22 protein-coding genes and 1 pseudogene are annotated in these 25,712 nt (G+C 33.6%); 6 read left to right on the forward strand and 17 right to left on the reverse strand.

Translation table 11 applies throughout. The features are described from left to right. The 4 genes from ACLL8X_RS01850 to ACLL8X_RS01865 are packed head-to-tail and all read right to left on the reverse strand — an operon-like array spanning position 1 to position 2,977. On the reverse strand, positions 1-531 hold the full coding sequence (locus ACLL8X_RS01850) for a DUF3972 domain-containing protein (RefSeq protein WP_411989259.1): 531 nt from the start codon (positions 529-531) through the stop codon (positions 1-3). Positions 532-540: 9 nt separating this feature from the next. Next, entirely contained in the window at positions 541-1,035 is a 495-nt protein-coding gene (gene purE, locus ACLL8X_RS01855; RefSeq protein ID WP_411989260.1) for a 5-(carboxyamino)imidazole ribonucleotide mutase, read from the reverse strand. Then, on the reverse strand, positions 1,032-2,288 hold the full coding sequence (locus tag ACLL8X_RS01860; protein WP_411989261.1) for a peptidase U32 family protein: 1,257 nt from the start codon (positions 2,286-2,288) through the stop codon (positions 1,032-1,034). Before ACLL8X_RS01860 ends, purE begins: the two co-directional genes overlap by 4 nt. Beyond that, positions 2,285-2,977: a chemotaxis protein gene (locus tag ACLL8X_RS01865; protein ID WP_411989262.1), complete on the reverse strand. Its 693-nt coding sequence runs from the start codon at positions 2,975-2,977 to the stop codon at positions 2,285-2,287. The genes ACLL8X_RS01860 and ACLL8X_RS01865 overlap by 4 nt, the downstream gene beginning before the upstream one ends. Before the next feature lie 191 nt (positions 2,978-3,168). Between ACLL8X_RS01865 and glnA the strand changes: the two genes are divergently transcribed. Next, positions 3,169-4,599: a type I glutamate--ammonia ligase gene (gene glnA / locus ACLL8X_RS01870; RefSeq protein WP_411989263.1), complete on the forward strand. Its 1,431-nt coding sequence runs from the start codon at positions 3,169-3,171 to the stop codon at positions 4,597-4,599. Between the two features lie 27 nt (positions 4,600-4,626). Here glnA and flgG read toward each other — a convergent pair whose 3' ends face one another. The 5 genes from flgG to ACLL8X_RS01895 form a co-directional block, all read right to left on the reverse strand. After that, entirely contained in the window at positions 4,627-5,418 is a 792-nt protein-coding gene (gene flgG / locus ACLL8X_RS01875) for a flagellar basal-body rod protein FlgG (protein WP_411989264.1), read from the reverse strand. A gap of 18 nt (positions 5,419-5,436) precedes the next feature. Next, entirely contained in the window at positions 5,437-6,249 is an 813-nt protein-coding gene (locus tag ACLL8X_RS01880) for a flagellar hook-basal body protein (RefSeq protein ID WP_411989265.1), read from the reverse strand. A gap of 156 nt (positions 6,250-6,405) precedes the next feature. After that, a complete protein-coding gene (ftsZ, locus tag ACLL8X_RS01885) occupies positions 6,406-7,518 on the reverse strand; it encodes a cell division protein FtsZ (RefSeq protein WP_411989266.1) in 1,113 nt (370 codons plus the stop codon). Between the two features lie 15 nt (positions 7,519-7,533). After that, a complete protein-coding gene (gene ftsA / locus ACLL8X_RS01890; protein WP_411989267.1) occupies positions 7,534-8,922 on the reverse strand; it encodes a cell division protein FtsA in 1,389 nt (462 codons plus the stop codon). Then, a complete protein-coding gene (locus ACLL8X_RS01895; protein ID WP_411989268.1) occupies positions 8,919-10,409 on the reverse strand; it encodes a peptidylprolyl isomerase in 1,491 nt (496 codons plus the stop codon). Before ACLL8X_RS01895 ends, ftsA begins: the two co-directional genes overlap by 4 nt. Before the next feature lie 112 nt (positions 10,410-10,521). On the opposite strand from ACLL8X_RS01895, the gene rsmH reads away from it, so the two are divergent. Beyond that, positions 10,522-11,502 (forward strand): 16S rRNA (cytosine(1402)-N(4))-methyltransferase RsmH, encoded by a 981-nt coding sequence (gene rsmH / locus ACLL8X_RS01900; RefSeq protein WP_411989269.1) that lies wholly within the window; start codon positions 10,522-10,524, stop codon positions 11,500-11,502. Positions 11,503-11,505: 3 nt separating this feature from the next. Then, positions 11,506-12,438, forward strand: a complete 933-nt coding sequence (locus tag ACLL8X_RS01905) for a hypothetical protein (RefSeq protein WP_411989270.1) — start codon at positions 11,506-11,508, stop codon at positions 12,436-12,438. Here the strand turns inward: ACLL8X_RS01905 and ACLL8X_RS01910 are convergent. Next, the gene (locus ACLL8X_RS01910) at positions 12,426-12,917 is read right to left on the reverse strand and encodes a hypothetical protein (protein ID WP_411989271.1); all 492 of its coding nucleotides are present in this window, start codon (positions 12,915-12,917) and stop codon (positions 12,426-12,428) included. The two genes, ACLL8X_RS01905 and ACLL8X_RS01910, sit on opposite strands and share 13 nt — an antisense overlap. A gap of 134 nt (positions 12,918-13,051) precedes the next feature. On the opposite strand from ACLL8X_RS01910, the gene ACLL8X_RS01915 reads away from it, so the two are divergent. Next, positions 13,052-16,807, forward strand: coding sequence for an Eco57I restriction-modification methylase domain-containing protein (locus ACLL8X_RS01915; RefSeq protein ID WP_411989272.1), 3,756 nt, complete (start codon positions 13,052-13,054; stop codon positions 16,805-16,807). On the opposite strand, the gene ACLL8X_RS01920 is transcribed toward ACLL8X_RS01915, so the two are convergent. Next, positions 16,794-17,978 (reverse strand): acetate kinase, encoded by a 1,185-nt coding sequence (locus ACLL8X_RS01920; RefSeq protein WP_411989273.1) that lies wholly within the window; start codon positions 17,976-17,978, stop codon positions 16,794-16,796. The genes ACLL8X_RS01915 and ACLL8X_RS01920 overlap by 14 nt on opposite strands. Before the next feature lie 12 nt (positions 17,979-17,990). After that, a complete protein-coding gene (gene pta, locus ACLL8X_RS01925) occupies positions 17,991-19,496 on the reverse strand; it encodes a phosphate acetyltransferase (RefSeq protein WP_411989505.1) in 1,506 nt (501 codons plus the stop codon). 90 nt (positions 19,497-19,586) lie between these two features. On the opposite strand from pta, the gene flgH reads away from it, so the two are divergent. Further along, the gene (gene flgH, locus ACLL8X_RS01930; protein ID WP_411989274.1) at positions 19,587-20,285 is read left to right on the forward strand and encodes a flagellar basal body L-ring protein FlgH; all 699 of its coding nucleotides are present in this window, start codon (positions 19,587-19,589) and stop codon (positions 20,283-20,285) included. 42 nt (positions 20,286-20,327) lie between these two features. Here the strand turns inward: flgH and ispG are convergent, their stop codons facing one another. Beyond that, positions 20,328-21,401 carry a flavodoxin-dependent (E)-4-hydroxy-3-methylbut-2-enyl-diphosphate synthase gene (gene ispG, locus ACLL8X_RS01935; protein WP_411989275.1) on the reverse strand — a complete coding sequence of 358 codons (1,074 nt, stop codon included), beginning with the start codon at positions 21,399-21,401 and terminating at the stop codon, positions 20,328-20,330. 108 nt (positions 21,402-21,509) lie between these two features. On the opposite strand from ispG, the pseudogene ACLL8X_RS01940 reads away from it, so the two are divergent. Continuing rightward, positions 21,510-22,888 (forward strand): annotated as a pseudogene (locus ACLL8X_RS01940) (DUF2972 domain-containing protein). Positions 22,889-22,900: 12 nt separating this feature from the next. On the opposite strand, the gene ACLL8X_RS01945 reads toward ACLL8X_RS01940, so the two are convergent. From ACLL8X_RS01945 to ACLL8X_RS01960, 4 genes are read right to left on the reverse strand one after another with little or no spacing between them, the layout of a single operon-like run. Continuing rightward, on the reverse strand, positions 22,901-24,754 hold the full coding sequence (locus ACLL8X_RS01945) for a primosomal protein N' (RefSeq protein ID WP_411989276.1): 1,854 nt from the start codon (positions 24,752-24,754) through the stop codon (positions 22,901-22,903). Beyond that, positions 24,736-25,167, reverse strand: coding sequence for a type II secretion system protein (locus tag ACLL8X_RS01950; RefSeq protein ID WP_411989277.1), 432 nt, complete (start codon positions 25,165-25,167; stop codon positions 24,736-24,738). Before ACLL8X_RS01950 ends, ACLL8X_RS01945 begins: the two co-directional genes overlap by 19 nt. Next, positions 25,164-25,406, reverse strand: coding sequence for a hypothetical protein (locus tag ACLL8X_RS01955; protein WP_411989278.1), 243 nt, complete (start codon positions 25,404-25,406; stop codon positions 25,164-25,166). Before ACLL8X_RS01955 ends, ACLL8X_RS01950 begins: the two co-directional genes overlap by 4 nt. After that, positions 25,396-25,626: a hypothetical protein gene (locus tag ACLL8X_RS01960; RefSeq protein ID WP_002852327.1), complete on the reverse strand. Its 231-nt coding sequence runs from the start codon at positions 25,624-25,626 to the stop codon at positions 25,396-25,398. Before ACLL8X_RS01960 ends, ACLL8X_RS01955 begins: the two co-directional genes overlap by 11 nt. Positions 25,627-25,712 lie beyond the last annotated feature (86 nt).

A 25,712-nucleotide genomic window follows, 5' to 3' on the forward strand; every position in this document is an offset into this window, starting at 1 on the left:
TTATTGTTCTGTATTTTTGGTAGATTTTTCTAAATTTTTATTCATTTGCAAATCAGGCTCTGTTTTAGCTCCAAAAATTTCTGCGGTTTTGCTCCACATTAATTTATACTTACGCTTAAGAAATTCTATTTCCTCGCGTGCGTGTTTTAATTCGCTATTTAAGGTTTCTATGGTTTTTCTATCTTCATCGTAAAGTTCTTGCATAGAATAAAGAGCGTCTTTTAAAAATTTATTTTCATTTTTTAAAGCTTCAAGTGTCTCATCCTTAGCATCAAGCACCTTTTCGTGTAAATTTAAAATAGTGCCTATGGTCTTTTCAACAAAGCTTTCCCCTGCCAAAGTCATAGAATTTACCATAGCAGGTTTTGCCGCACTTGGCACAATGCTAAAAGTGCCTTGATGGGCTTCGATATAAATTATGCCTTCTTCTTCTTTGAAATTCAAAGAACCCTTTGCCATCATACCCTTAACCACATCTTCATTTAAATGCACTAATTTACAAAATTCCTCAAGCTCTAAATAAGTTTGCATTCTTTTCCTTTATAATAAAACTTCCACTTCCTTAGAATCCGCTTCAAGCCTTTGCTCTTTGATTAGGCGGTCGTTTTTAAGCTTTTGAGATAAATCCTCATCATTTAAGGCTAGAATTTGCATAGCCAAATAAGCAGCATTAATAGCCCCAGCCTTACCGATAGCTAAGGTTCCTACTGGAATTCCACTAGGCATTTGCACGGTGGAAAATAAAGAATCCATACTTGCAAGATTGCCCCCTGGCATAGGCACCCCTAAAACAGGCTTAGTCGTATAGGCTGCAACAGCTCCAGCCAAATGCGCTGCCATACCCGCTGCAGCTATGAAAACTTTAGCCCCCTTTTCTTCAGCACTGCTTATATATTCTTTTGTTCTTTTGGGACTGCGGTGTGCTGAAGTGATGATAAGCTCATATTTTACCCCAAAATCTTCTAAGGTTTTAGCCGCTTCTTTCATAAAATCATAATCGCTCTTGCTTCCCATTAAAATAGCCACAAAATTCATATTATTTCCTTTCTTAAAAAGCCAAATTCACTAATCTTGCCCGGCATTTTAATCTCATTTTCATTACCGCTGTGAATTTCAGTGAATTCTTTATTGTTTTTGGCAATAAGCTTCTTAAATTCTACAAAATATTTATCTTCTTTTTTATAAATCCTGCCTAGTTCATTATCACAAGGTGCAAGCTCTGCTTCTAAGGGTATTAAAAGCTCATAAGGAGTATTTAAAACCACCTTGCCCTTGCACTTAAAAAATTCTCCATCTTCACTTATGGCATGGACTTGATGAGAGCCTTCTTCTATGCTAGTATGATGATTTTGGGTATCGTTTTTTTCAAAGGGACGCGACACCAAATAACCCTCAGTAAAACCACGATTTTTAAGCGTAGCAATTTCTTTTTCATACTTACCTGGTTCAAATTTAGCTTCTAAAACATTTTGCACAGCCATTTTATAAGTTCTAGTTGTAAGTGCGACATAGTATTCACTTTTGGTGCGACCTTCTATTTTGAAAGCACTGATACAATTTTCTTGCATGATTTTTTCTATATAAGAGCAAAGATTTAAGTCTTTAGAATTGAAAATATGAGTGCCATTTTCATCTTCTTCTAGACGAAAAAGTGTGCCATTTTCAGAATTTTTGGCATAAAGCTCGTAAGAAAAGCGACAATCATTCGCACAAGAGCCACGGTTACTCATTCTTCCACTTTGGACAGAACTTATTAGACAACGACCCGAATAAGCAAAACACATAGAACCATGCACAAAGGCTTCAAGCTCTATATCGCAATTTTCTTTTAAAGCTAGGGCATCTTTAAGTCCTAATTCACGGGCTATAACCACTCTTTTAGCACCCATATCCTTATAAACCTTAGCGTCTAGATAATTTAAAATATTCGCTTGAGTAGAAACATGTAAGGCAATTTCAGGCGCAAGCTCTTTAACCAGACGCATAGCCCCCACAGAAGCCACTATAAAGGCATCAGGCTTCATTTCACGCAATTTTAAAATATGTCTTTTTAGTCCTTCAATTTGAGAGCTTAAATGAAAGCCATTTAAGGTAACATAAAGTTTTTTACCCCGTTTATGTGTGTATTTTACAGCTTCTTCAAAACTTTCATAGTTAAATTCCCTAGCTGTTCTAGAACGCAAGGAGAAATTATTCACCCCTGCATAAATCGCATCAGCACCATAAGCCAAAGCGATTTTTAATTTAGTAAAATTTCCCGCAGGAGCGACTATTTCAGGGATAATCATTTTTGCCCTAAACTTGCAATTAAAGCTTCTATATCATCATTACTTACAATATCAGTAGTGCTATCACCTTCAATATGAACTGCAGAACTCACACGTTTCTTATCATCAATTTTACCTTCAAATAAAGAACTCATATAACGACTTAAAGCACGCATTACATTGATAACACGCTCAATTTTTTGACGATGTATGTCTTGATATTGCATAGCGTCCATTGCCATCATCACTTCATCTTGTCCGCTTTGAAGGTTATCAATAATATCTTTAATGCCTTTTTTGGCTTTATTATTTAATTCCAAAGATTCGCTAAAACTTTTTACATTAGGAAATCTTTCATTAAGCTTAGAAAAAATATCAATATTTTTTTCCATTGCTTTATTCATTTCCTTAAGCAAACTTTCAGAATTTGCGAAAAAATTATTAATGCTTTCAAGCTTATCCATCATTTCTGTTGCTTTAAGCTCACTATCTTTTGTTACATCATCGAGTTGATGCACGACTTTATGTTCTTGATTTGGTGGTGGTGGTGGCCACACTACGCTAGGGTTGGGTTTATAATCGGCTATTTTAATATCCTCTAACATCAAATCTTCTTCAGGTTGTGATTCCTCACTTTTTATCTCTGCTTCCGCTTCTGAATCAAGATTAACATCTCCATTCATCAAAGCATCAAGCTCTTCTTGAGTCATTTTTTTCCTTTTTTAATCTAGATTTTAATTGCTTGAAATTATAGTCAATTTTATCTAATGAAAATATAAATTTCATTTTTTAATATTTTTAAATTAAATTTTAAATTTATCAAAAAAAATATATTAATTAATTCTTAATTAAAAATTTTAATGCTATAATTTCAAAATCTTATTTAAATCAAGGAGAAAAAATGGGAAGATTTGTTAATAGCGTAAATGAATTCTTTGAATTCTGCAAACAAAATGAGGTGCTTTTTGTGGATTTTCGCTTTAGCGATATGATAGGGGTTTGGCATCATATAACTTATAATCTTCACGCAATCAGCGAAGAAACATTTGAAGAAGGCATTCCTTTTGATGGAAGCTCAGTTCATGGATGGCAACCCATAGAAAAATCCGATATGCTCTTAAAGCCTGATGTTGGCAGTGCTTTTTTAGACCCTTTCACAGCAGACCCTACTATAATAGTCTTTTGCGATGTTTATGATATTTACAAAGGACAAATGTATGAAAAATGCCCTAGAAGCATAGCAAAAAAGGCTATGGAACACCTTAAAAATAGCGGTATAGCCGATACAGCCTATTTTGGACCTGAAAATGAATTTTTCATCTTTGATAGTGTAAAAATCGTAGATAGTGCCAATTGTTCCAAATATGAAGTGGATACTGAAGAAGGTGAGTGGAATGATAATAGAGAATTTGTAGATAGCTATAATACAGGACACCGCCCACGCAATAAAGGCGGCTATCTTCCTGTTGCTCCCATCGATTCTTTAGTTGATATTCGTGCTGAAATGGTGCAAACCTTAGAAAAAGTGGGGCTTAAAACCTTCGTCCATCATCACGAAGTCGCACAAGGTCAAGCAGAAATCGGTGTGAATTTTGGCACCCTAGTCGAAGCGGCTGATAATGTGCAAATTTACAAGTATGTAGTAAAAATGGTTGCCCATCTTAATGGAAAAACAGCCACCTTTATGCCTAAACCCCTTTATGGCGATAATGGTAGCGGAATGCATGTGCATATGAGTTTGTGGAAAGATGGGGTAAATCTCTTTTACGATAAAGAAGGCTATGGCAAACTCAGTCAAAGTGCTATACACTACATAGGCGGAATATTAAAAAACGCTAGAAGCGTAGCAGCCTTTACCAATCCTAGCTCTAATTCTTATAAAAGAATAGTGCCGGGCTTTGAAGCACCCTGCATACTGACTTATTCCTGCCAAAATAGAAGCGCAAGTTGTCGTGTGCCTTATGGTATAACCAAGAACTCGGCACGCGTAGAAATTCGCTTCCCTGATAGCACAGCCAATCCTTATCTAGCCTTTGTTTCTTTACTAATGGCAGGGCTTGATGGGATTAAAAACGCTCACATTCCAGTAGGACCTATGGATGAGAATTTGTTTGAGCTAACCCTTGATGAAGTGCGTGAAAAAGGTATAGAACAATTACCACACACCCTAAGAGGAAGCCTTGAAGCTCTTATTCGCTACAATAGCTTTTTAAAGCCTGTGATGAGTGATATTTTCATCGATGATTATCAGCATTTGAAATTTGAAACTCAGGTTTGGCCTGTGGAAGCTAGACCAACGGCTTACGAATTTAAAACCTGCTATTCTTGCTAGAAAATTAATGGCGTTAAACGCCATTACTTATCTTTTGAGTTGATTTACAATCCCTAGCATATCATCACTAGTCGTAATCGCTTTTGAACCTGCTTCGTAGGCTCTTTGACCTGTGATTAAATCCGTCATTTCTTCAACAAGCTGGACATTGCTAAGTTCAATAAATCCGTGCCTTATAGTGCCTAAGCCGTCCTGACCTGCTATACCCGCCACAGGCGCCCCACTCGCACCCGTTTCAAGATAAAGATTATCTCCCATAGCGTGAAGTCCGGCTGGATTGATAAACTGCACAAGTTCTACTTGACCAATTTGCGTTTCTTGCTGTTCGCCCGGAAGCATAACAGAAACGGTTCCATCTGTAGCAACATTAATCGCTGTTGCACCCTCAGGTATAGTCATTTCAGGTAATAATCTATACCCATCTGAATTTACGATATTGCCTTCGCTATCCTTTGTAAATTGTCCGTTTCTAGTATAGCCTATGGTGCCATCAGGAAGTTGAATTTGAAAAAAACCATTACCCGCAATAGCCATATCAAGACTATCTGTGCTAGTCGCTTTAAGATTTCCTTCAGTAAAAACCTTAGTTACAGCCGTAGGACGCACACCCACACCCACTTCTATACCCGAAGGAGAAAGGGTTGTGGCTGAAGTTGAAGTCCCTGCATATTTCATTACCTGATACATCAAGTCAGCAAATTCAGCACGACTTTTCTTAAAGCCCGCTGTATTAACATTGGCAATATTATTTGAAGTAACATCAATTTGAGTCTGCTGTGCTACCATTCCCGTAGCAGCAGTGTGAAGTGAGCGCATCATTTTTAATCCTTTTTAAATTTATTTAACAGCTGCAAGCTTATTAATAGCTTCTTGATTTAAATCATCCATATGAGCTGTCATTACTTTTTGATACATTTCTACCATTCTATTAGCTTCGATTAAACCTACCATTTCAGTAACGGGATTGACATTAGAACCTTGAGAAAAACCCTGACGAATAGCACTAGAATTTTCTAAATCCCTAATTCTTGTCAAATCATCAATCTTATAAACATTATCCCCGTCCTTTTGCAAAGCTCTTATATCATCAACTTGAGCGACAAATAAACGAGAATTTGCAGCACCATCGACTTCAAGATTGCCATTTTTATCTACGCTGATTTGAGTAGCACCATTGGCAATTCGAATTCCTGCATTTTGTGGATTGCTAAAATAATCACTGCTTAAGATTTTATAGCCCTGTTTATTTACCAAATAACCCTCATCATCAAGCTGAAAATTTCCATCTTTGCTTAACCTTATCTCTCCATCTTTAGTTTGAACCAGATAAAAGGTATCCTCTCTTGTCATAGCTAAATCCAAAGGATTATTCGTAGCCTTTAAAGAACCTAAGCTAAAATCTGTGTAGCCTTGAGAAATTTGGGGCACCCTATCTAGGGTAGTATTTACAAAACGAGAAGCGTCTCTTGTGTGGTTTTCTATAGGTAACTCATCCTGAGTTTCTTTAAAAATCCTTTTAAAATCTGCAATGACAACATCATCTCTTTTGTATCCGCTTGTATTAATATTGGCAAGATTATTTGTGATAACATCAAGTTTATTAAACTGAGTTACCATTCCACCTGTGGCTTGATAATATCCATTTTGCATATTTTCACCTATAAATTTAAGATTTTATAACTATTTTTATAATTAAAAAGCAAAGAGTGTTCCAACTTTTATGAAATAAACAAAAATTTGAAAGAATTTTAAGAGCTAAGTTTTTAAAGAACAAAGCAAGATTAAATCTTGCTTCAAAAATCAATTTTAATCCATCTGTCGGCGTAAGAAAGTGGGTGTTTCAATTTGTGCCATTATTTCTTCATCATAACCACCACTTACCTTTTTGAGACTTAAATAAGGATTTTTCTTAGAAGCTTGAGCTTCTTCAGTGGATTTTTTAGCCATTGTGTCTTTATCCTCAAATCCCGTTGCGATAATAGTTACTTCAACCCTATCTTCCATACTATCATCTGTAGTAGAGCCAAAGATAATCTTAGCATTCTCATCAACAATTTCTTGTATGCTATTTGCCGCTGCTGAAATTTCAAACAAAGAGCAATTAGAACTGGTTTTAAAGTGTAAAATCACACCCTTAGCCCCCTTAATATCCATTCCATCAAGTAAAGGAGACTCTATAGCATTTGAAAGAGCTTCTTCTATGGCATTTTCTCCACTAGCACTACCAACACCCATAAGTGCAAGTCCCCGGTGACTCATAATAGTTCTTACATCTGCAAAATCCACATTAATATCCCCATTATCAAGCAAGATAGATACCATACCCTTCACAGCACGGGCTAAAATATCATCAACCAATCTAAAAGCATCTTTGATTCCTGCTTTTTTATCAATAATACTTAATAATTTCTCATTTTGAATTACAAGAATAGAATCGCTTTCTTTTTTAAGCTCAGAAAGACCGCTTTCAGCAAGTTTTTTTCTTTGTTTTCCTTCAAAAGCAAAAGGCATAGTTACGACAGAAACGGTTAAGGCTCCAATTTCTTTAGCCGCTTGCGCAATAACTGGAGTGGCTCCTGTGCCTGTGCCCCCACCAAAACCTGAAGCAATAAATACAATATCACTTTGACTAAGACTTGCTTTTATTTCTTCAAAACTTTCTCTAGCACTTTCTGCACCCACTTCAGGCAACATCCCCGCACCCAAACCTTTGGTTTTTTTCTCTCCAAGTTGAATTTTAGTTTTTGCTAATGAAGTCGAAATAGCTTGTGCATCGGTATTTGCCGCAATTAAATCAAGCTCATTTAATCCCATTTTAACCATATGGTTAATCATATTACCGCCACCGCCACCGCAGCCTATAACTTTAATTTTCGCACCCTTATTATGTTGCATTTCTTCTACTAAAAATTCACTCATAAAACCTTCTCCTTGTTAAAATTGATTCATAATTTTATGCCAGATATTTGAAAAAACGCTAGGTTTTTTTTCTTTTGGCTCTTTAAAATCTAATTGTTCTTGTATCGCAATTGTATCATTTTCTTGCAAATTTTCATCAAAAAAATCGGATTTTATTTCACTTTCTGTATCTTTTTGCAAAACAATATCTTGCTTGATTTGACGGTTAAAATTTTCGATTTCCCCCTTATATCTTAATTTTTCATTAGAATCAAGTTCATAAGGCGTAAAATACCCCGCTCCATATAAGCAAAGTCCTATGGCACAGGTATTTTCAGGGTCATTAAAAATTTCACTAAAACCCGTAATTAAATCTTTTCTTGCAGCAGCAAGTCTTATAGAGCGGTTATCAAAAGTTGCAGGGGCTAACTCATCAATACCTGCTAATTTAGTCATTCCACCTGTCAAAACCACTCCACCCCCTATGGCATTGGCATAACGATTATCACTGAGTATTTTTGCTAAAATCATCAAAGTTTCTTCTGCTCTTGCATAAATTACATTTGAAATAATATCTAAAGAAACCTCATTAACCTTTCTCTCATCGCCCATTGAAGGAATTTGTATCAAAGTATCAGGTTGCTGAGAAAGGGCTGCGTAACTCAGTTTAATTTTTTCTGCTTCTTTTAAAGGCGTATGGAGTGCCATGGATAAATCTTGAGTAATATTAATTGAACCAATCTGCAAACAATCATTATATCTAATTGAATTTCCAGTATGCACTACCATATCACAAATGGCTCCACCCATATCGATCAAAACAGCCCCCAATTCTTTTTCGCTATCATCTAAACAAGCTATGGCTGAAGCGTAACCTGAAAGGACTATATTATCCACTCTTAAATCCGCTAATTCCACAGCTTTTTTAAGATTTTTAATGTGAGACTCCTGCGAGATGACAATGTGAGTTGAAACTTCTAAGCGATTACCACTCATACCCAAAGGGTCATCAACATGTTCTAGGTCATTAACCTTGAAATTATAAGGTAAAACATGAATGATTTCATAGCCACTTGGTAGGTTAGCAGTATGTTTGGCTGTGCTTACGGCACGATGGATTTCCTTAATGCCTATTTCGTGATTAGGGATATTCACAACACCTATACTATCAACACTTTTTGTATAAGCACCCGAAATAGATACCACAACCTTATCATAATGCTCCCCACTCATCATCTGTGCATTTCTAACCGCTTCTTCTATGGACTTAGAAGCAAGCTCTATATTGGTAATAGCGCCTTTTTTAACCCCATTAGTTTTTGCTTTAGAAAAACCAATAATTTTTAATCCATCTTCATCTTTTTGAGCAATAATGGCACAAGTCTGGGTTGAGCCTAAATCAATTCCTAATATATTCAAAATCAATTCCCTTTATAATAAATTTTTACCTGATATGTCTTTTTTAGTTCATCAACAAGCTCGCGTTTAAGTTCATTTGCTTTTAAATTCTGCAAATTTTGTTCTAACATTGTTTTATATTGTTCGAATTTATTAGAACTCATAGCTAATTTTTGCTTATTGATTTTATATAGTATTGCCTTGCTATCATTTATAAGCACGAAAGAGCTATTTTGTTCGCTATTAAATACATTCATTAAAAAATAAGCAAATTCAGAATCATTTAAAATCCCATCACTCAGCTTAACACTATCACGAGAGCTATCACGGCTAACAAAGCCTATATTATCGCCTTTGAAATTAGCTAAACTGCTTTTAGCCTTTTCTTCTAAATTCTTTTTAGCTTGTTCGCTTAAATACATAGGCAAAACTTCAGCTCTAGCTTCTTCAAAAGTTTTATTTCTTATAGGATTTATTTTATTAAGTTTAACTATGATATATCCATTATTATAAGGTGCGGGTCGTAAAACATCTCCATTTTTAGCCTTATTCAAAAGCTCGATGGGATAATAAACATCGGCTTCGCTAATATTTAAATCTTTTTGAAAGCTAACTTTTTCATTTTTTAAGTCTAAAAATTTAGCATTAGCTGTATTTTTCAATTGCATTAAAGCATAATCCTTAGCAACTTCACTTTTAGCAGCCCCAAAATCCATCACTTTACCTGCAAAATCTTTATATTTTAGTTTATTCTCATCTTGATTATAAAATTTTTCCAATTCCTTATCGTCAATTTTTTCATTACTAGGCTCTAAAAAATAAGTGGAAATTTCATATATTTTTTTAGTTTTATACTCTTCTTTGTGTTCATTCCAAAGCTTTTTTAAGTCCTCTTCATTGATTTGAATATTTTTTTTATCATAATCGATTTTTGCAATACTTAAAGCATCTTGCATAAAATAACTAGAAGCTAACATTTTTAGCTCTTCATCCTTGTTAGAGATATTAAAAATTTGATTAAGCTTATCCGTAATTACTTCGTTTGCAAGTTGCATTTCATAATCTTTTGGAGCTAAATTATTGGCATTTAAAAGCTCATAATAAATACTCTTATTAAAATCCCCACTAGGATTTTGAAATTCCCTAGTATTTGCAAGTTTTTGCAAAATTTCATCTTCACTCACTCCAATGCCTATATCTTTGGCAAAATTTAACAAAAGCTTATCTTCAATAAGCGAAGTTAAAGCCGCACTTTCGATGCCTAATTGCTTCGCATTTTCTTCGCTTAAAGCCCCATTACTGATTTGATTATAATAAGCTAAAATTTGTCTGTATCTAGTGTCAAATTCACTAAAACTTATCTTTTCATTTCCCACTACTGCAACACTAGAGCTACGATTAAGATTAAAATCATAAGCACCCCAACCCAAAAAGCCAGCACCAACAAAGGCTATGGTGCTAATCCATATAGTAACAACAAGATATTTTTTGTGATGTTGCATCCAAGTAAGCATATCATTCCTTGATTGAATTTAAATGCGTATTGTAGCCTAGAAGTGTTTAAGTGTAGTTTAATTATCAAATTTTTACTAAAAAATCTTTGTTCTTTAAATTTATGATTTTGCAATGAAATTGAGTTATAATTACACCTTATCAATAAATTTTTATAGGATTAGCGTTTTGGAAATTCCTCATATCCCAGTTTTGCTTAATGAAGTTGAAGAGCTTTTTAAAAATCTCAGCACGGGTTATTTTTTAGATTGCACCTTAGGCTTTGGAGGGCATAGTGAAGCTTTACTTAAAAATCATCCGCATATTAAATTAATCGCTTGCGACCAAGACCGCCAAGCCTTAGAATTTTCCAAAAAACGCCTTGAATGTTTTAAGGATAGAATAAGCTTTATACAAAGCAATTTTAGTGAAATTTTAGAAAAAATTTCACATAAAGAAAATTTAAGGGGAATTTTAGCTGATATTGGAGTTTCTTCGTTTCAGCTTGATAAAGATGAGCGAGGCTTTAGCTTAAATTCTAATTTTTTAGATATGAGAATGGACCAAAATTCCAAAATGTCAGCTTATGATTTGGTTAATAACTATTCAAAAGAGCAATTAGCTTTTATTTTTAAAGAATACGCACAGTTGCACGATGCCAATTTTATCGCTGAAAAAATTTGCCTTGCAAGAAACAAAACTCCCATTAAAAGTGCCAAAGAACTTTGCCAGATTATAGGAAAAACAAAACATAATAATAGAAAAATATCTAAAGCAACTCTAGCATTTCAAGCCATTAGAATAGAAATCAATCAAGAACTTCAAGCCTTAAAAGATTTTCTTAAGAATTTAGAAATTTTAAAACCAAGAGCTTGTATTTTAGCGATTATTAGTTTTCATTCTTTGGAGGATAGGATAGTAAAAACTTTTTTCAAAAAATGGGCAAAAAATTGTATTTGTGATGATAGAGCTTTACGCTGTGAGTGTGGCAACAACCATAGTCTAGGCGAAATTCTTAGCAAGAAAGCCATAGTGCCAAGCAAAGAAGAGCTTTTGAAGAATTCCCGTTCAAGTTGTGCTAAAATGCGTGCTTTTTATTTTAAAAATATTGGATAATGAATGCTAGAAGATGAATTTTTAAAAGAACGCCAAAATATACGGCAAAAAATGCTAAAATTTTCCCGTGCGGTGAGTCAGGGTAAGCCACTGGATAAGGATTTAAAAGAGGATTTTTCTAGCGATGATATTTTAAGACGCCGTTTTAAAAAAAAGACTGCTTTCTTAGAAGAATTAGATGGAGAATATGAGCCAAAAAGCACTAAACAATCCAATATATATTTAAAAGAAGACTTAATCAATGTTAAATTAGAAGAAAAACAATCCCTTGCTAAAAAAATTTTCTCTAAAATGAAAACCAAAAGCAAAGAGAAAAAAAAAGAAAGCCATAAAAAAACTAGAAAAATTTTTAGCTTTGCAAGGAAAAAATCAAACGAAGCAAAAAATACGCCAAACAAAGCCCAAATTCAAAACAATCAAATTCCCATTCAAGCCCAAGAAGAAAAGCCTACAAAACCATCAAATCAGACTCAAAAGTCCAAAGCACAGCAAGTCCAAAGCACAGAGAAAAAAATAGAAAAAAAACCTGAGCCTAAAAACCAGCCTGATGTCAAACAAAGTTTGGAAAATTTACAAAAAAAAATAAAACAAGAAAACAAACAAGAACTTCCAAAACCACCCGTTCAAGTCCAAAAGCAGCAAAACAATGAAGACGCTCAAAAAGAAAAAAATGTATTATTAGAGGGCTTTTCTAATGCGACAAAAGAAGATAGAAATTTAAATTTCAACCATCTTCTTTTTGCAGCTTTGCTTGTTAGCTTTGCCTTGTTTTTGTTTGCTCCGCAAATTTACATTAGAAACCAAATTTATTATCTTAGTAGAGAAATTGCCACGCTAAGAACAGAAGAAAATGTTTTAAACGAAGAAAATAAAGACTTGAAAAGAAGGCTAGAAAATATGCGTTTTCAAAATCAAATTTTGGATTATTTAGAATGAATGATTTTATCTAAAACATACTGCTCTAAATTAGCTTTTGGAATTTCTTCTTTTAAGGCTTGTTTATAAAATTCACCCGCCATCACAGAGTATTTTTCATAAGCAAAATAAGGAAAATGCAAAGCCCAAGCCTTTTGTATTAATTTTTTAGAGATGATTTTCCTAGCATAAACTTTAAAAATATCATAGCCTATAAAAACACAAGCTGTAACCATCACCGCACTTAACACGCTGATATGAAAATCAAGTCTTGTCAAAAAATAATGCGTAATGAAAAGCAAAGGCAATAAAACCACCCCGCAAAATATTCCAAAATAAATATAAAAATTCACATTTTTAAAGTTAAAATTAAGCTTAGAAGGGTCAACCAACATACCATCATTAAAAAGTGCATTCGCTTCCAATAAATCCTTAACAAGCACGGGTTGGTTTGATACTTTGAATAAAAAATTAAGACTAAATTCTTTAAATTTTTCCATAATTTACGCTTTGTTTTTTAGCAGGGATTTTAGCTAAAAAATTTTTAATTTCAACTAAACTTCGCCCGTAAATTTCTTCGCCCATAAAATTATTTTGCTATAATTTCAAGCATTTTATCAAAGAAAGTAAAAATATGACTTATTGTCCAGAACTTAAAAAATACCTTAACAACAATCTTTTCACAAGTTATTCTTTAGAAATTGACTTTCCTCTTATTTATGATTTCAAAGCCAAGCAGGAAATTTTTAAGGATATTTTAAACCAAATTACCAAAATTTATGACGAAGAAAAATTTAAAAAACAAAACGAACATCAATTTGAAGATGAATTTATATCAAAAGTATTAGAAATTTTAGGGTGGTACTTTGTAAGACAAGATGAAAAAATCATACAAGGAAAATTGGAAAAACCTGATTTTTTGCTCTTTAGCAATGAAAAATTAAAAGCAAAATACGAAAATTTAGACAAAGAAACGAAAAAATCCAACAATGAATTTGCCATCATCTTAGAATCAAAAGCCTACGATGTAGAGATAGACAATAAAAAAGTAAAAGACAATCCCCACTTTCAAATTCTAAGATATTTAAGCAATCTTAAAAAAGACTATGGTTTTTTAACCAATGGGAGATTTTGGCGTTTTTATGATAATTCTACGCTAAATTCGAACAAAGTTTTTTATGAAATCAATTTAGAACAAATCATCAAAGACCAAAATGACAAGGCTTTTGCGTATTTTTATAGTGTATTTGCTGCTTTTAATTTCAAAGAAGAAAATCATTTGCAAACAGCCTTAGCTAACAACAAACTTTCCAAAATCAAAATAGAAGACGATTTAAAATCCATTATCTATGGAACTAATGGAAAAGAATCTTTGTTTGAATTTATAGGCTCTAGAATTTATGATAAAACAGGAGCGGATTTAAAACTCATTTATGAAAATTCTTTGTATTTTGTATTTAGACTTTTATTTATAGCGTATTTTGAAGATAAATTTGAACTTATCCTAGAAAAGCATAAATATTTCAAAAGCAAAATCAGCCTTAGAACCTTACTTGAAAATTTACAAGATGATGAAAGCTTAAGCGGTGGTTTTGGAGAGCTTGAAAATATTTTTCATATTTACAACAAAGGCAAGGGAAATTTTGATATGCCTGTTTTTAATGGTGGCTTATTTGATGAGAGTAAAACCATACTTTTAAGCACCCCAAAAATCTTTAGCGATAAGGACTTAAAACATATTTTAAACCAGCTTTTAAATTTTGAAGAAAATAATACACTCTTTAAATTTAAAAGAGATTATAAAACCTTAAGCGTAGAACATTTAGGCACTATTTATGAAGGCTTACTCTCTTATTTTTTTGAGTTAGCTTATGAAGATATTTATTATGTAAGTTATAAAGAAAAATCCAAAGAAATAGAGTGTTATTTTGATAATTATGATTTTAAAATCTTAGAAAAATCAAAAAAGATAGAAAAATATAGCTTTTATAAAAAAGGGCAAATTTACCTTAAAAATAGCAGTAATTCCAGAAAAACAAGTGCTAGTTTTTATACGCCAAAATCCCTTGCGAATTTCTTGATACAAAGTGCTTTAAAAGACAAGCTAAACAATGAAAATATTTTAAATTTCAAAATACTAGACAATGCTTGTGGCAGTGGGCATTTTTTAGTGGGTGCTTTAAACGCTATCACACACATAGTTTTAAGTGATTTTGATAAATTTAGCAATTTAAAAAAGCTTTATGAACAAGAAAAAGAGCATATACTAAGCCACATAAAAGATTTTGTGCAAGATTATGAAATAGATGAGAGTGATATTTTAAAACGACTTTTGCTTAAACGCATTATTTATGGAGTGGATTTAAATCCTTTTAGTGTCGAGCTTACCAAACTGAGCCTTTGGATAGATAGTTTTATTTTTGGCACTCCACTTTCCTTCATAGAACATCACATAAAGTGTGGTAATGCTTTGATAAATTCTAGCCTTGAAGATTTTAAAAGCTTAATCAAACAAAATTCTTACAATCTTTTCACAGCTTCCATAAGCGAAGAATTTAAAATTTTACAAGAAGTGTTTGAAAAGCTTGATAAGTTAAAAGATATAAATGAAACAGAAATTAAACAATCCAAACAAATTTATCAAAATGAAATCACACCCAAGCTTGATAAGTTAAATTTATATTTAAACTACATCAACACGCTTCATTTTGCTAACGAAGAAGAGGGGCAAATTTTAAAAGCCTTAAGCCAAGATGAATTACAAAATTTAAGCCAGAATGAACAAGCAAAAAAAATAATTAGCAAATACCAAAAAGAATTTAGCTTTTTTAACTACGAGTTAGAATTTCCCCAAATCACAGAAAATCAAAAATTACAGGGTTTTGACCTCATCATAGGCAATCCACCTTGGGATAAGTCAGAATTTAGCGATAGTGATTTTTTCCCACAATACAAAAGCGATTATAGAAGTTTAATCGCTAGCAAGAAAAAAGAAATTCAAAATAACTTACTAGCTAAAGACTATATAAGACAAAATTACGAAAAACAAAAAGCGTATGTAGATGTAATTAATGTTTATTATAAAAATACATTTATGTCTAATTCTTTAACAAAAGATATTAATTTATTTCGTCTTTTTGTAGAAAGAAACCTTACTCTTTTAAAACAAGGCGGGAATTTAGCCTATGTAATTCCAAGTGCTTTGATGTTTGAAGATGGAAGCTTAAACTTACGCAAAGAAATCTTAGAAAATAAAACTTTAGAGTATTTTTATAGTTTTGAAAACAGAGAAACCATATTTAGTGATGTTTATTTTAGATATAAATTTGCTCTTATGCTCATAAGCAATACCCCCCCCCCGTTAAAACATAAAATCAAAACTATGTTTTATAAAACAAACACAAATTCTCTTGAAAATAAAGATGAAATTTTATACCTAAGCTTAAAAGATATAAAAAAACTAAGCCCAACCCACCTAGCCTTAATGGAACTAAAAGACAAACAAGCCTTAAAAATTCTAAGAAAATGCTATCAAACTTTTCAAAACTTGTCTTTTGATTATATAGATTTTAGACAAGAATTAAATATGACTACCGATAAAGGTTTGTTTATAGAAGAATTTAAAGAAGGGCTTTTGCCCTTATATGAAGGAAAGATGATACATCAATTTAACGCAAATTTTAGCCAAGCGACTTATTTTTTAGACAGGGCTAAATTAGATGAGCGTTTAAAAAGCAAAGAACTTTCAAGAGCCAAAAAAGCTACAAATAAAAAGTTAAATCCTAAATTCATAAAATACGATAGAGAATTTTTTAGACTTGCTTATAGGGCTATTGCAAGAGATGCAGATGAAAGAACCCTAATAGCTTCTTTGTTGCCAAAAAATTGCGGATGTGGAAATAGTGTTTATTCTCATATTCCAAAACAATATATTTTAAAAGATAATAAAATTTGTATAGCTATAGTGCCTATGAAGAGGGTTTTATTTATCTTAGCTTTGTTTAATTCTTTAGTAGTGGATTTTATCATAAGAAATATGGTGCAAATCAATGTAAATAAAACTTACCTAGAAAGAATTCCTCTGCCTCAACCAAGCGATGAAGAACTAAAAAATAATGAAAATTACAAAAGCCTAGCTAGAAATGCCCTGCTTTTGCAACTTTTTAATGACAAAAACCATTATTTTGATGAGCTAAAACAAGAATTTAACATACAAAATGAAGAAATTCCAAAAACCAAAAAAGCCTATGACACTCTAAGGGCAAAAAATGATTTGCTAGTAAAAGAACTTTATGGCTTAGATGATGAGAGTTTTGCTTATATACTCAGCACCTTTAAAGTATTAAACGAAAAACAAGGCGAGTATGTAGCCTTGTTTAATTTTTGCTGATAAGCTCCCCAGTAATCCTAGCGATTTGTAATTCTTCATCTGTGGGAATGATGAGTATCTTAACCTTAGAATGAGTATGATTTATCATTCTTTCTTTTGAGCTTCTTTGCTCATTAAGCTCAAAATCAAGCTCCATACCCAAATGTGCCAAATTCTCACAAACCTTTCTACGCACCAAAGTATCATTTTCGCCTATACCCCCTGTAAAAATAAGAGCATCCGTCTTTGGTAGCACCGCAAAATAAGCCCCTATGTATTTAACCAAGCGGTAACAAAACATATCAAGAGCCAAACGCGCCTTATCATTGCCCTGCTCTATCTGTTTTGCTATATCTCTAAAATCATTAAAGCCGCAAATTCCATACACTCCGCTTTTTTTATTCAGCAAACTATCTATTTCATCGCTATTTAAATTTTTAAGCCGTTCTATGTAGGGCAAAATAGCAGGGTCTAAATCCCCACAACGAGTCCCCATAATCAAACCCTCAAGCGGAGTAAAGCCCATAGAAGTATCTACGCTCTGCCCTTGCTTAATAGCACAAACACTAGCTCCATTTCCAAGATGGGCTGAAATACAGCTTATATCTTTTTTACCTAGCAAAAGAGCCGCCCTAGAACTAACATAAGAATGAGAAGTGCCGTGAAAGCCGTATTTTCTTATACTATGCTTCTCATAAAATTCATAAGGCAAAGCATACATATAAGCAAAATCAGGCATAGTGCCGTGAAAAGCCGTATCAAAAATCACAGCATTGCTAACGCTTGGAGCGGCTTTTAGCATAGTTTTAATCCCCATTAAATGAGCAGGATTATGCAAGGGTGCAAAAACACTCACCCTTTCAAGCTCTTCAAGCACGGCATCACTTACTAAGCAATGCTCTTTTAACTTCGCTCCCCCATGCACAATGCGATGCCCGCAACCATCAAGAGCATTTAAATCCGCTAAAATTCCTGATTCTTTAAAAAGCTCACTTACAAGCTTTAATCCTTGCTCGTGGTCTTTTATGGCTAATTCTCTTTCAAAATTTTCGTTATTTAAGACATTTTTTAAACTCACTTTTGAATTTTGCTCTCCAATTTTTTCTACCAAACCACTAGCTTTAACGATTTTATCGTCAAAAAATTTAAATTTAATCGAGGAAGAGCCTGAATTTAAAACTAAAATTTTCATTATTTTTCCTTTCTATTGTGCTTGTATAGCGCTTAAAATCACGGTATCGACTATATCTTCTACTAAGCAGCCGCGACTTAAATCATTTACAGGCTTTTTAAGTCCTTGCAAAATAGGACCAATCGCTAAGGCATTAGCGGTTCTTTGAACGGCTTTATAGCAAATATTTGCCGCATTTAAATCAGGGAAGATATAGACATTTGCCTGACCTGCTATTTTAGAATTTGGCATTTTTTTAGCTGCGGTTTTAGCATCATAAGCACAGTCAAATTGCATAGGACCATCTATATTTAGCTCAGGGTATTTTTCTTTAGCGATTTTCAATGCTTCTTTTACAAGCTCCACACTTTCTCCCTTGCCACTATCCCCGCTTGAGTAAGAAAGCAAGGCTATTTTAGGCTCTAGCCCAAAAGATTTAGCCGTCATAGCACTCACATAAGCACTAGTAGCAAGCTGCTCGGGACTTGGACTTGGATTTACAGCACAATCAGCAAAGGCTAAAACCCTATCTTCAAGCCCCATAAAGAAAATTCCAGAAACTGAGCTAATGCCTTCTTTGGTTTTGATAAGCTGTAAAGCAGGTCGAATCGTTTGGGCTGTGGTCGTTGATGCCCCACTTACCATAGCATCAGCCTTGCCACTATGCACAAGCAAGGTGCCAAAATAGCTTCTATCTTTAACTAAATTCTGTGCTTCTTCAAGGCTCATTCCCTTAGACTTTCTTGCTTCATAAAGCATATGGGTAAATTCTTCATTATACTGAGAATTTAGGGGATTGATGATTTTAATGGTAGCAAGATTAATGCCTAACTTGTCTGTGTTTTTTTTGATTTCTTTTTCATCTCCTAGCAAAATAAGCTCGACTACATTGCTCTTTAGCAAAAGCTCAGCCGCCTTTAGAATTCTCTCATCATCACTTTCAGGCAAAACAACGACTTTTTTATTTTTTACGCTTTTTTTAATCAACTCATATTTAAAACGATGAGAAGTTGTAAAATCATAAGGCTCAAGCTTATTTAATTTTTCAAAATCAAAATTCTCATCAATCATAGCATAATTCCTACCCGCTAAGGCTTCATTGAAATATTTTTGTGCTAAAAGCCTGTCTTTTTCATTGATAATAGCTGCTATGGGGGTGTTGAGATTTTTGGCTAATTTTATACTCAAATCAAAGCCATCGAGTATGCCAAATTCACAAAAGCTACTTACCAACACAAAATCGTATTTGAGTTTTAATTCTTCGTATTCTTCTAAAATGGTATTAAAAAAATTATGCGGGTCGGCACTAAATTCATCCATAGCTTCTTTAAAAGTAAAACCATAGGCATTTTTTAAATTTTGCTTGATGTGAAAATTCTCAAGCCATTCTTGTAAAATAGGGATACGATGCACATAAATCACAGGGACATAAATCGCCATATTTTTGTAAATTCTACTATAATTTTCGAGCAATTTTGTGCTAACTAGGGTATTTAACTCATCACTCCTAGACTTTATCAAATAAAGATTTGCCATTATTTTCTCCTTAATTTTAAAAAGTGGAACACTCTTTGCTTTTACATAATTTTAACAAAAAAACGAAAAAATTCACATTTTTAAAGGACGAAAATGAAAAAATTTTTACTCTATACGCTACCCTTAGCTTTTTTTGGTTGTTCGGCTACGGTTGATCCGCAAATTTCTATGAAACCCCCTGCTTATGTAGAAGAACTTGCTCCTAAACAAAGCAACAATATAGAAAGTGCTCCGGGCTCTCTTTTTGGCAAAGGGGACAATCCTTTATTTTCAGATAAAAAAGCGATGAATGTCAATGATTTGGTTACGGTTGTGATACAAGAAAGCACCACACAAAGCACTCAGGCAAACAAGGCTACAAATAGAACCAACACTTCTAACTTAGGTGGAGGAAGTTTAACGGGTGGAGCTGGGATTGTAGGCAGTGCTATCAATAAGGTCAATGCCTACTCTAACATAGGCTTTCAAACTAATAGCACAAATAGCTACACAGGAACAGGTTCTCAAAGCAGGAATGAGAGTTTTAGCACGACTATTTCAACCCGTGTGATTAAAATTTTATCCAATGGGAATTATTTTATCGAAGGTTCAAGAGAGCTTTTAATCAATGGCGAAAAACAAATCATACAATTAAGCGGTGTCATTCGTCCTTATGACATCGGTCAGGATAATACCATAGATAGTAAATACATAGCCGATGCGAAAATTCTTTATAAAACCGAAGGCGAAGTCGATAGAAGCACTAGAAAACCTTGGGGAAGTAAGGTTATAGAAGCGATATGGCCGTTTTAAAACGCCGTTTAAAAAGCAAGGCGATACCTTGCTTTTTGGCTTTTATTCTTTTACAGCCCTACTCTTAAGCTCATCTTCAATCTCAGCTAAAAATCTATCCACAAGCTCATCTTCTTTGAGTTTAGCCACCACTTCACCCTGTCTTATCACTAAGCCTTGATTTTTTCCAAAGGCTATGGCTACATCAGCTCCCTTAGCTTCGCCCAAAGCATTGACAACACAACCCATTACACTGATATTTAAAGGCTCTTTGATATGCTTGGTTTTTTCTTCTACGATTTTTATAGCCTTGATTAAATCGCTTTGAATTCTGCCACAAGTTGGACACGATATGATATTTACCCCGCTTTTTTGCACCCCACTATCTTGCAAAATCGCTTTAGCCACACGAATTTCTTCTTCAAGTTCGCCCGTCATAGACACACGCAAGGTATCGCCTATGCCCTTAAGCAATAGCTTCCCTAAGGCAATGGAGCTTTTAATAGTGCTATGAAATTTCGTCCCCGCTTCTGTTACACCCAAATGAAAAGGATAAGCACAAAGGGGTCTTAGTCTCTCATAGGCTTCTATGGTCTTTTGAGTGTCTGAAGTTTTCATAGAAATTTTAATATCAAAAAAGTCCAAATCTTCCAAAAGCTTGATATTATACTTCGCACTTTCAAGCATAGCATCCACGCCATAGCCAAATTTATCGCTAAATTGTTTTTCTATGGAGCCGTGATTAATGCCTATGCGTATGGGGATATTGCGTTCTTTACACGCACGAACGACTTCTTTTATATTTTCTTTAGAGCCTATATTTCCGGGATTAATACGCACTCCATCGATAAATTCAGCACAAAAAACGGCTAAATTATGATTAAAATGAATATCTACGATTAAAGGCAGGGGACTTTGAGCCTTAATCTCTTTCAAAGCCCTTGCATCTGCCATATCAAGACAGGCAAGGCGGACTATATCAGCCCCTGCAAAATAAAGCCTTCTTAGCTGCTCTAAAGAAGCTTCAACATCCCTTGTCTTGCTAAAAAGCATAGACTGAACCGAAATGGGAGCATCTCCGCCTATTAAAACATCGCCTACCTTAACCTGCTTGGTTTTAAATCTTTTATATTCCATAACCTTACTCTTTTGAAATTTAATTTTAAATTTTAACTTTTTATTGCTTTAGCTAAAGTTTATTTTGGGTAATATTAAGCTTAATTTTTCAAATTTTTAAGGAAAAAAATGCAAAATCTTTTACTTTATATCAAAAACAAGTTAAATCCTATTCAAGCTAAAATTCTTCTTAATGCACTTTCTCATTCTAACAATGAAAATTTTTTTAATTTTGTTTTAGAAAATATTGAGCTTATTTGCACTTGGCTTGACTCTAATGAATTTAAGCAAAAATATGAAAAATTAGCTTATCCACCCTTAATAAACCCAGAATTTATAGAAATAGATGCAAGTAGGCATTGTGCTGAGTTGGCTTGGGATTTAAATTTGCCCTTGCCTAAGCATTATAAATTCATCTACATCTCCCCGCACGGAGTGGGAGCGGCGGCGTTTTTAAGATACCTTAATCAATGCTGCAATGTCAAATGTATCCCTTCGTGGATATTGCCTGCTGATTCTAAGGAAAGATACTGCATTCATCATTCGTGCTTAATCAACAATGCTAATCCACAATACGCTATCAATATAGCCGAAATTAACCTGCCTGATTTTGATAAATTTTTAGCCTTGCTTGATTTTAACTCCAAAATTATCTGCGGGGTTCGCGACCCCATAGGAATTTTAAGGCATTCTTGGGGTAGGGATTGGAGTAAGGTTTTAAGAGACTATCCCCCTGAGTTTAATCTAACTTATGATTGGCGGCATTACATACGCTTTTTAACCCATCAAAGCAAGGAGCTTAAAATCGACAAAAATGAGCTTGCAAATAGCGGTTTTATCATCGCTTACTTGCTTAAACGCTTTAACGAAAATAATATATCTTATGTTGATATGGAAGAAATTAAGCCCCAAAAAGCCTTAAACACTATGAATTCACTCTCTAAGAAATTTAGCCTTACCCCCCCCCTAAAGAAAGTTTAGATTTGTTTAAAATCAAGGAATTTAGAGGCTATATACGCTATCTTTTTCCCATCACGCTTTATGCCAATTCTAAGGATACTCACAATATCTTTCATCTTAAGCACCCCAATAACCCAAAAAATCCTAATATCGACCCAATAGATAGCATTCCTATTATCCTAGATAGAAAATACCTAGACCCTGAAAAAATCAACTTCATAGAAGAAATTATCCAAAATGATTTAAGTGATGATATGGGCGTGTATGTCTGCAAAAATGATTTTGAAAAACTAAAACAAAATGAGCCTTTGTTCGCAAGCATTAAGGCTTATTTATATGATTTTTTGTGTGAAATTAAAAAAACCATAGATGAAACAGAAATAAAAATGATAAAAGAAGAAGATGTCTTAGCGTATTTTGCAAAAAATAAATCCCTAATCCCTGAATTTTTTAAAATTTTTCAAGATGAATTTGCCCTTTTAAAACAACATCGCCCCGATATAGTAGCTTCTTGGAAATACTACGCCGAATTTGAAAAAATGATTTGAAAATGATAGCTTTCACATAAAATCAATGGGGTCAATATCGCAGTTAGCGTTTTTAAACTGCAAAATATAGTTTTCAACCCTTATTAAAGCCTTGTAATTTTCACTTCGAAAAAGCAAATAAAAGCGGTATTTTCCATTTAGCATTTCAACCCCACAAGCTCCATATCCTATAAGTTCTATTTGCTTTAAGCTTCCTAAGGCTTTGGCTAAATTTTCGCAAAGCTTCCTAGCCTTTTGTTGCTCTTTATCTTCTATAAGAACCCTTAAAAGACGCTTAAAAGGTGGATAAAGCTCTTTTCTGTTTTCTAATTCATCTTTTAAAAACGCATCATAATCTTCTATATATTTTTCAAAAAAGGCTCTGTTTTTAGTCTGCAAAAGCACTCTAGCTTCGCCCTTACGCCCTGCTCTACCCGCTACTTGCATAGCTAGTGCCAAAGTCTCTTCACTGGCTCTAAAATGAGGACGAAACAAATACTCATCAAGCCCTAAAATCACGCTTAAATCCACGCTATGATAATCATGCCCCTTAGCCAACATAGAAGTTCCTATGAGTATGTCGATTTTATTTTCATTAAAATCTTTCAAAAGGGTATTGAGTTTTTTAACACTTGTAACGCTATCGCTATCAAATTTAGCTATTTTTGCTTGTGGCAGGGCAATTTGTAAAAGCTCTAAAAGCTCGGCTGTTCCCATTTTTCTAGCTTCTAGCATTGCACCCTTGCAACTTGGGCAATTTTGCTCTATCAAAGAAGTATAATTACAATAATGGCATTTTAAAATATTTTTCTTTTTATGCATACTCATAGCTATGGAGCAAAAGGGGCATTGTATGCTTTTGCCACAATCCTTGCAAAGAATTTGCCTAAAATTCGCCCTTGTAGGCAAAAAAATAATGGCTTGTTTTTGTCTAGCCAAACTCTTTTTTAATTCGTCTAAAAGCATAGGCGTGATACTAAGCTCATTTTCATCGTATAAAAAATGTTTTTTGCTTTCAAAAAAAGTTCCCTTAAGTCTAAAGCTTTTTTGCCTATAAAAGCTCGTCAAAGAAGGAGTAGCAGAGCCTAAAACCACTTTAATCCCTGCTTTTTGCCCTAAAAAAAGAGCCAAATCTCTTGCGTTAAATAAAGGCTGATTGGAAGCTTTATAGGAATTATCGTGTTCTTCATCAACCACAATAAGCCCTAAATTCCTAAAAGGCAAAAACAAAGCCGACCTAGCCCCTGCGATTAAAAGCACCTTGCCTTCATTAAATTTCTCTAAGCAATGCTGCTTTTTTTTCTTAGAAATTTTAGAATGCCAAAGGAAAAAATTGTCTTTAAAATACACTTCCAAACGCTTTTGCATTTGTGGAGTGAGTGCGATTTCTGGCATTAAAAGCAAGGCTTGTTTTCCCTGCTCTAAACATTCTTTAATCAAAGAAATGTAAATTTCAGTTTTACCACTGCCCGTATCGGCAAAAAGCAAGGCATTGTTTTCTTTTTTAAGAAAATCAAAAGCCTTTTCTTGCCCAACGCTTAATTTAGGAAAATCTTTTAGGATAATTTTCTCACACTCATAATAAAGGCTTGTTTCAAAAAAACCTAAAACAAAGCCAAGTTTTGAAGCATAATAATAAGCGATAAAATGGGCTAATTCAAATTGCAAAGGACTTAGAAAATATTGTGTAATTTCTTTGATTTGCGTGGTTTGAAAATCAGGTTTTTGACATTCTTTAAGCACGATGGCTTTAAGGTTTTTTTTAGCTTTTAAATCCACCCGAACTTGGGTCAAAGGTTTGATTTCATCAAAGCTATGAAAGATTAAATTATCCAAATACAAGCCACAAATTGCAAGCTCATAGTATCTTAATTCAAATCTTTGCATCTCATTCCTAAGCATTTTAGCAAGCCTTCTTTAGAATCATAAATAAATTCGATTTTCTCTTTTGCATTTAGGCTAAAACTATAATGATTTTTAGCGATTTTCATCCAAGCTTTAAAATCAGAATAAATAGGCGTATCAAGCAAAGAATAAGCACAATCCGTGCAGTAAAAAAGCTTTTCTTTGGCTTGATTATTTTTTGCCTTATCTAAAATTTCAACGAAATTTAAATTTTTAAGCTTCATTTGAGTTCGCATTAAAGCAAGAGCGGAATTTAGCAACTCATAATCCATTTTTAATTTCAACATTTGAACTTCGTCTTTTCGGATATTTGTAAAAGATAGGGCTAGGCTGGATAAAATTCCTAAAATGAGTATCACAAAAACAAGCTCAAGCAGGGTGAAAGCTTTATTCATTTTGTCGGGAGTTCTTCATTGATAGCTTTGATTAGTTTTTTAAGCTCTCTTTCTAAAATGTAGTTTTGATAACTTTTTTTCACAAAGGCATCGACAAAGCGTTTAAGCTCAATTTTTTTCGTGCCACCTGAGATTAAAGCGATGTCATCTTCCAAAAAATTTGCAAATTCTTCACTGCACTTGACAATAAAATCCTTTGCATTGACATTAACAATGACTTGTTTTAGATTATCTGCCAAGAACAGCCTCTATTTTCTTATAAATATCTTCGCTTTCTATATTGCGAGATTTAAGTTCTTCTTCTAAACGCATAATTTGATTACTTTTGGCTTCATTTTGTGCTTTTACACTTACAAGCTCATTTCTTAAAGCTTCATTCGCTTCGCAAACTTCGTTGTATTTTTCAATAAGCTCATTTACTTTATCTGTCATAGTATTGATTATTTTTTCATCAAACATATTTTTGCCCTTTTGGAATTTAAATTTAATTTAGAAAATATCCTTCGCATTGTAGCAGAAAAAATTTAAATTTAGATTTTTCATCT

The organism is Campylobacter parajejuni, assembly GCF_046764905.1.
Lineage (GTDB): Bacteria > Campylobacterota > Campylobacteria > Campylobacterales > Campylobacteraceae > Campylobacter_D.

Bases quoted from the DNA above. Each gene is read 5' to 3' on its own strand.
- ACLL8X_RS01850 (WP_411989259.1), bottom strand. From the start codon at position 531: ATGCAAACTTATTTAGAGCTTGAGGAATTTTGTAAATTAGTGCATTTA.
- purE (WP_411989260.1), bottom strand. From the start codon at position 1,035: ATGAATTTTGTGGCTATTTTAATGGGAAGCAAGAGCGATTATGATTTT.
- ACLL8X_RS01860 (WP_411989261.1), bottom strand. From the start codon at position 2,288: ATGATTATCCCTGAAATAGTCGCTCCTGCGGGAAATTTTACTAAATTA.
- ACLL8X_RS01865 (WP_411989262.1), bottom strand. From the start codon at position 2,977: ATGACTCAAGAAGAGCTTGATGCTTTGATGAATGGAGATGTTAATCTT.
- glnA (WP_411989263.1), top strand. From the start codon at position 3,169: ATGGGAAGATTTGTTAATAGCGTAAATGAATTCTTTGAATTCTGCAAA.
- flgG (WP_411989264.1), bottom strand. From the start codon at position 5,418: ATGATGCGCTCACTTCACACTGCTGCTACGGGAATGGTAGCACAGCAG.
- ACLL8X_RS01880 (WP_411989265.1), bottom strand. From the start codon at position 6,249: ATGCAAAATGGATATTATCAAGCCACAGGTGGAATGGTAACTCAGTTT.
- ftsZ (WP_411989266.1), bottom strand. From the start codon at position 7,518: ATGAGTGAATTTTTAGTAGAAGAAATGCAACATAATAAGGGTGCGAAA.
- ACLL8X_RS01895 (WP_411989268.1), bottom strand. From the start codon at position 10,409: ATGCTTACTTGGATGCAACATCACAAAAAATATCTTGTTGTTACTATA.
- rsmH (WP_411989269.1), top strand. From the start codon at position 10,522: ATGAAATTGAGTTATAATTACACCTTATCAATAAATTTTTATAGGATT.
- ACLL8X_RS01905 (WP_411989270.1), top strand. From the start codon at position 11,506: ATGCTAGAAGATGAATTTTTAAAAGAACGCCAAAATATACGGCAAAAA.
- ACLL8X_RS01910 (WP_411989271.1), bottom strand. From the start codon at position 12,917: ATGGAAAAATTTAAAGAATTTAGTCTTAATTTTTTATTCAAAGTATCA.
- ACLL8X_RS01915 (WP_411989272.1), top strand. From the start codon at position 13,052: ATGACTTATTGTCCAGAACTTAAAAAATACCTTAACAACAATCTTTTC.
- ACLL8X_RS01920 (WP_411989273.1), bottom strand. From the start codon at position 17,978: ATGAAAATTTTAGTTTTAAATTCAGGCTCTTCCTCGATTAAATTTAAA.
- flgH (WP_411989274.1), top strand. From the start codon at position 19,587: ATGAAAAAATTTTTACTCTATACGCTACCCTTAGCTTTTTTTGGTTGT.
- ispG (WP_411989275.1), bottom strand. From the start codon at position 21,401: ATGGAATATAAAAGATTTAAAACCAAGCAGGTTAAGGTAGGCGATGTT.
- ACLL8X_RS01945 (WP_411989276.1), bottom strand. From the start codon at position 24,754: ATGCAAAGATTTGAATTAAGATACTATGAGCTTGCAATTTGTGGCTTG.
- ACLL8X_RS01950 (WP_411989277.1), bottom strand. From the start codon at position 25,167: ATGAATAAAGCTTTCACCCTGCTTGAGCTTGTTTTTGTGATACTCATT.
- ACLL8X_RS01960 (WP_002852327.1), bottom strand. From the start codon at position 25,626: ATGTTTGATGAAAAAATAATCAATACTATGACAGATAAAGTAAATGAG.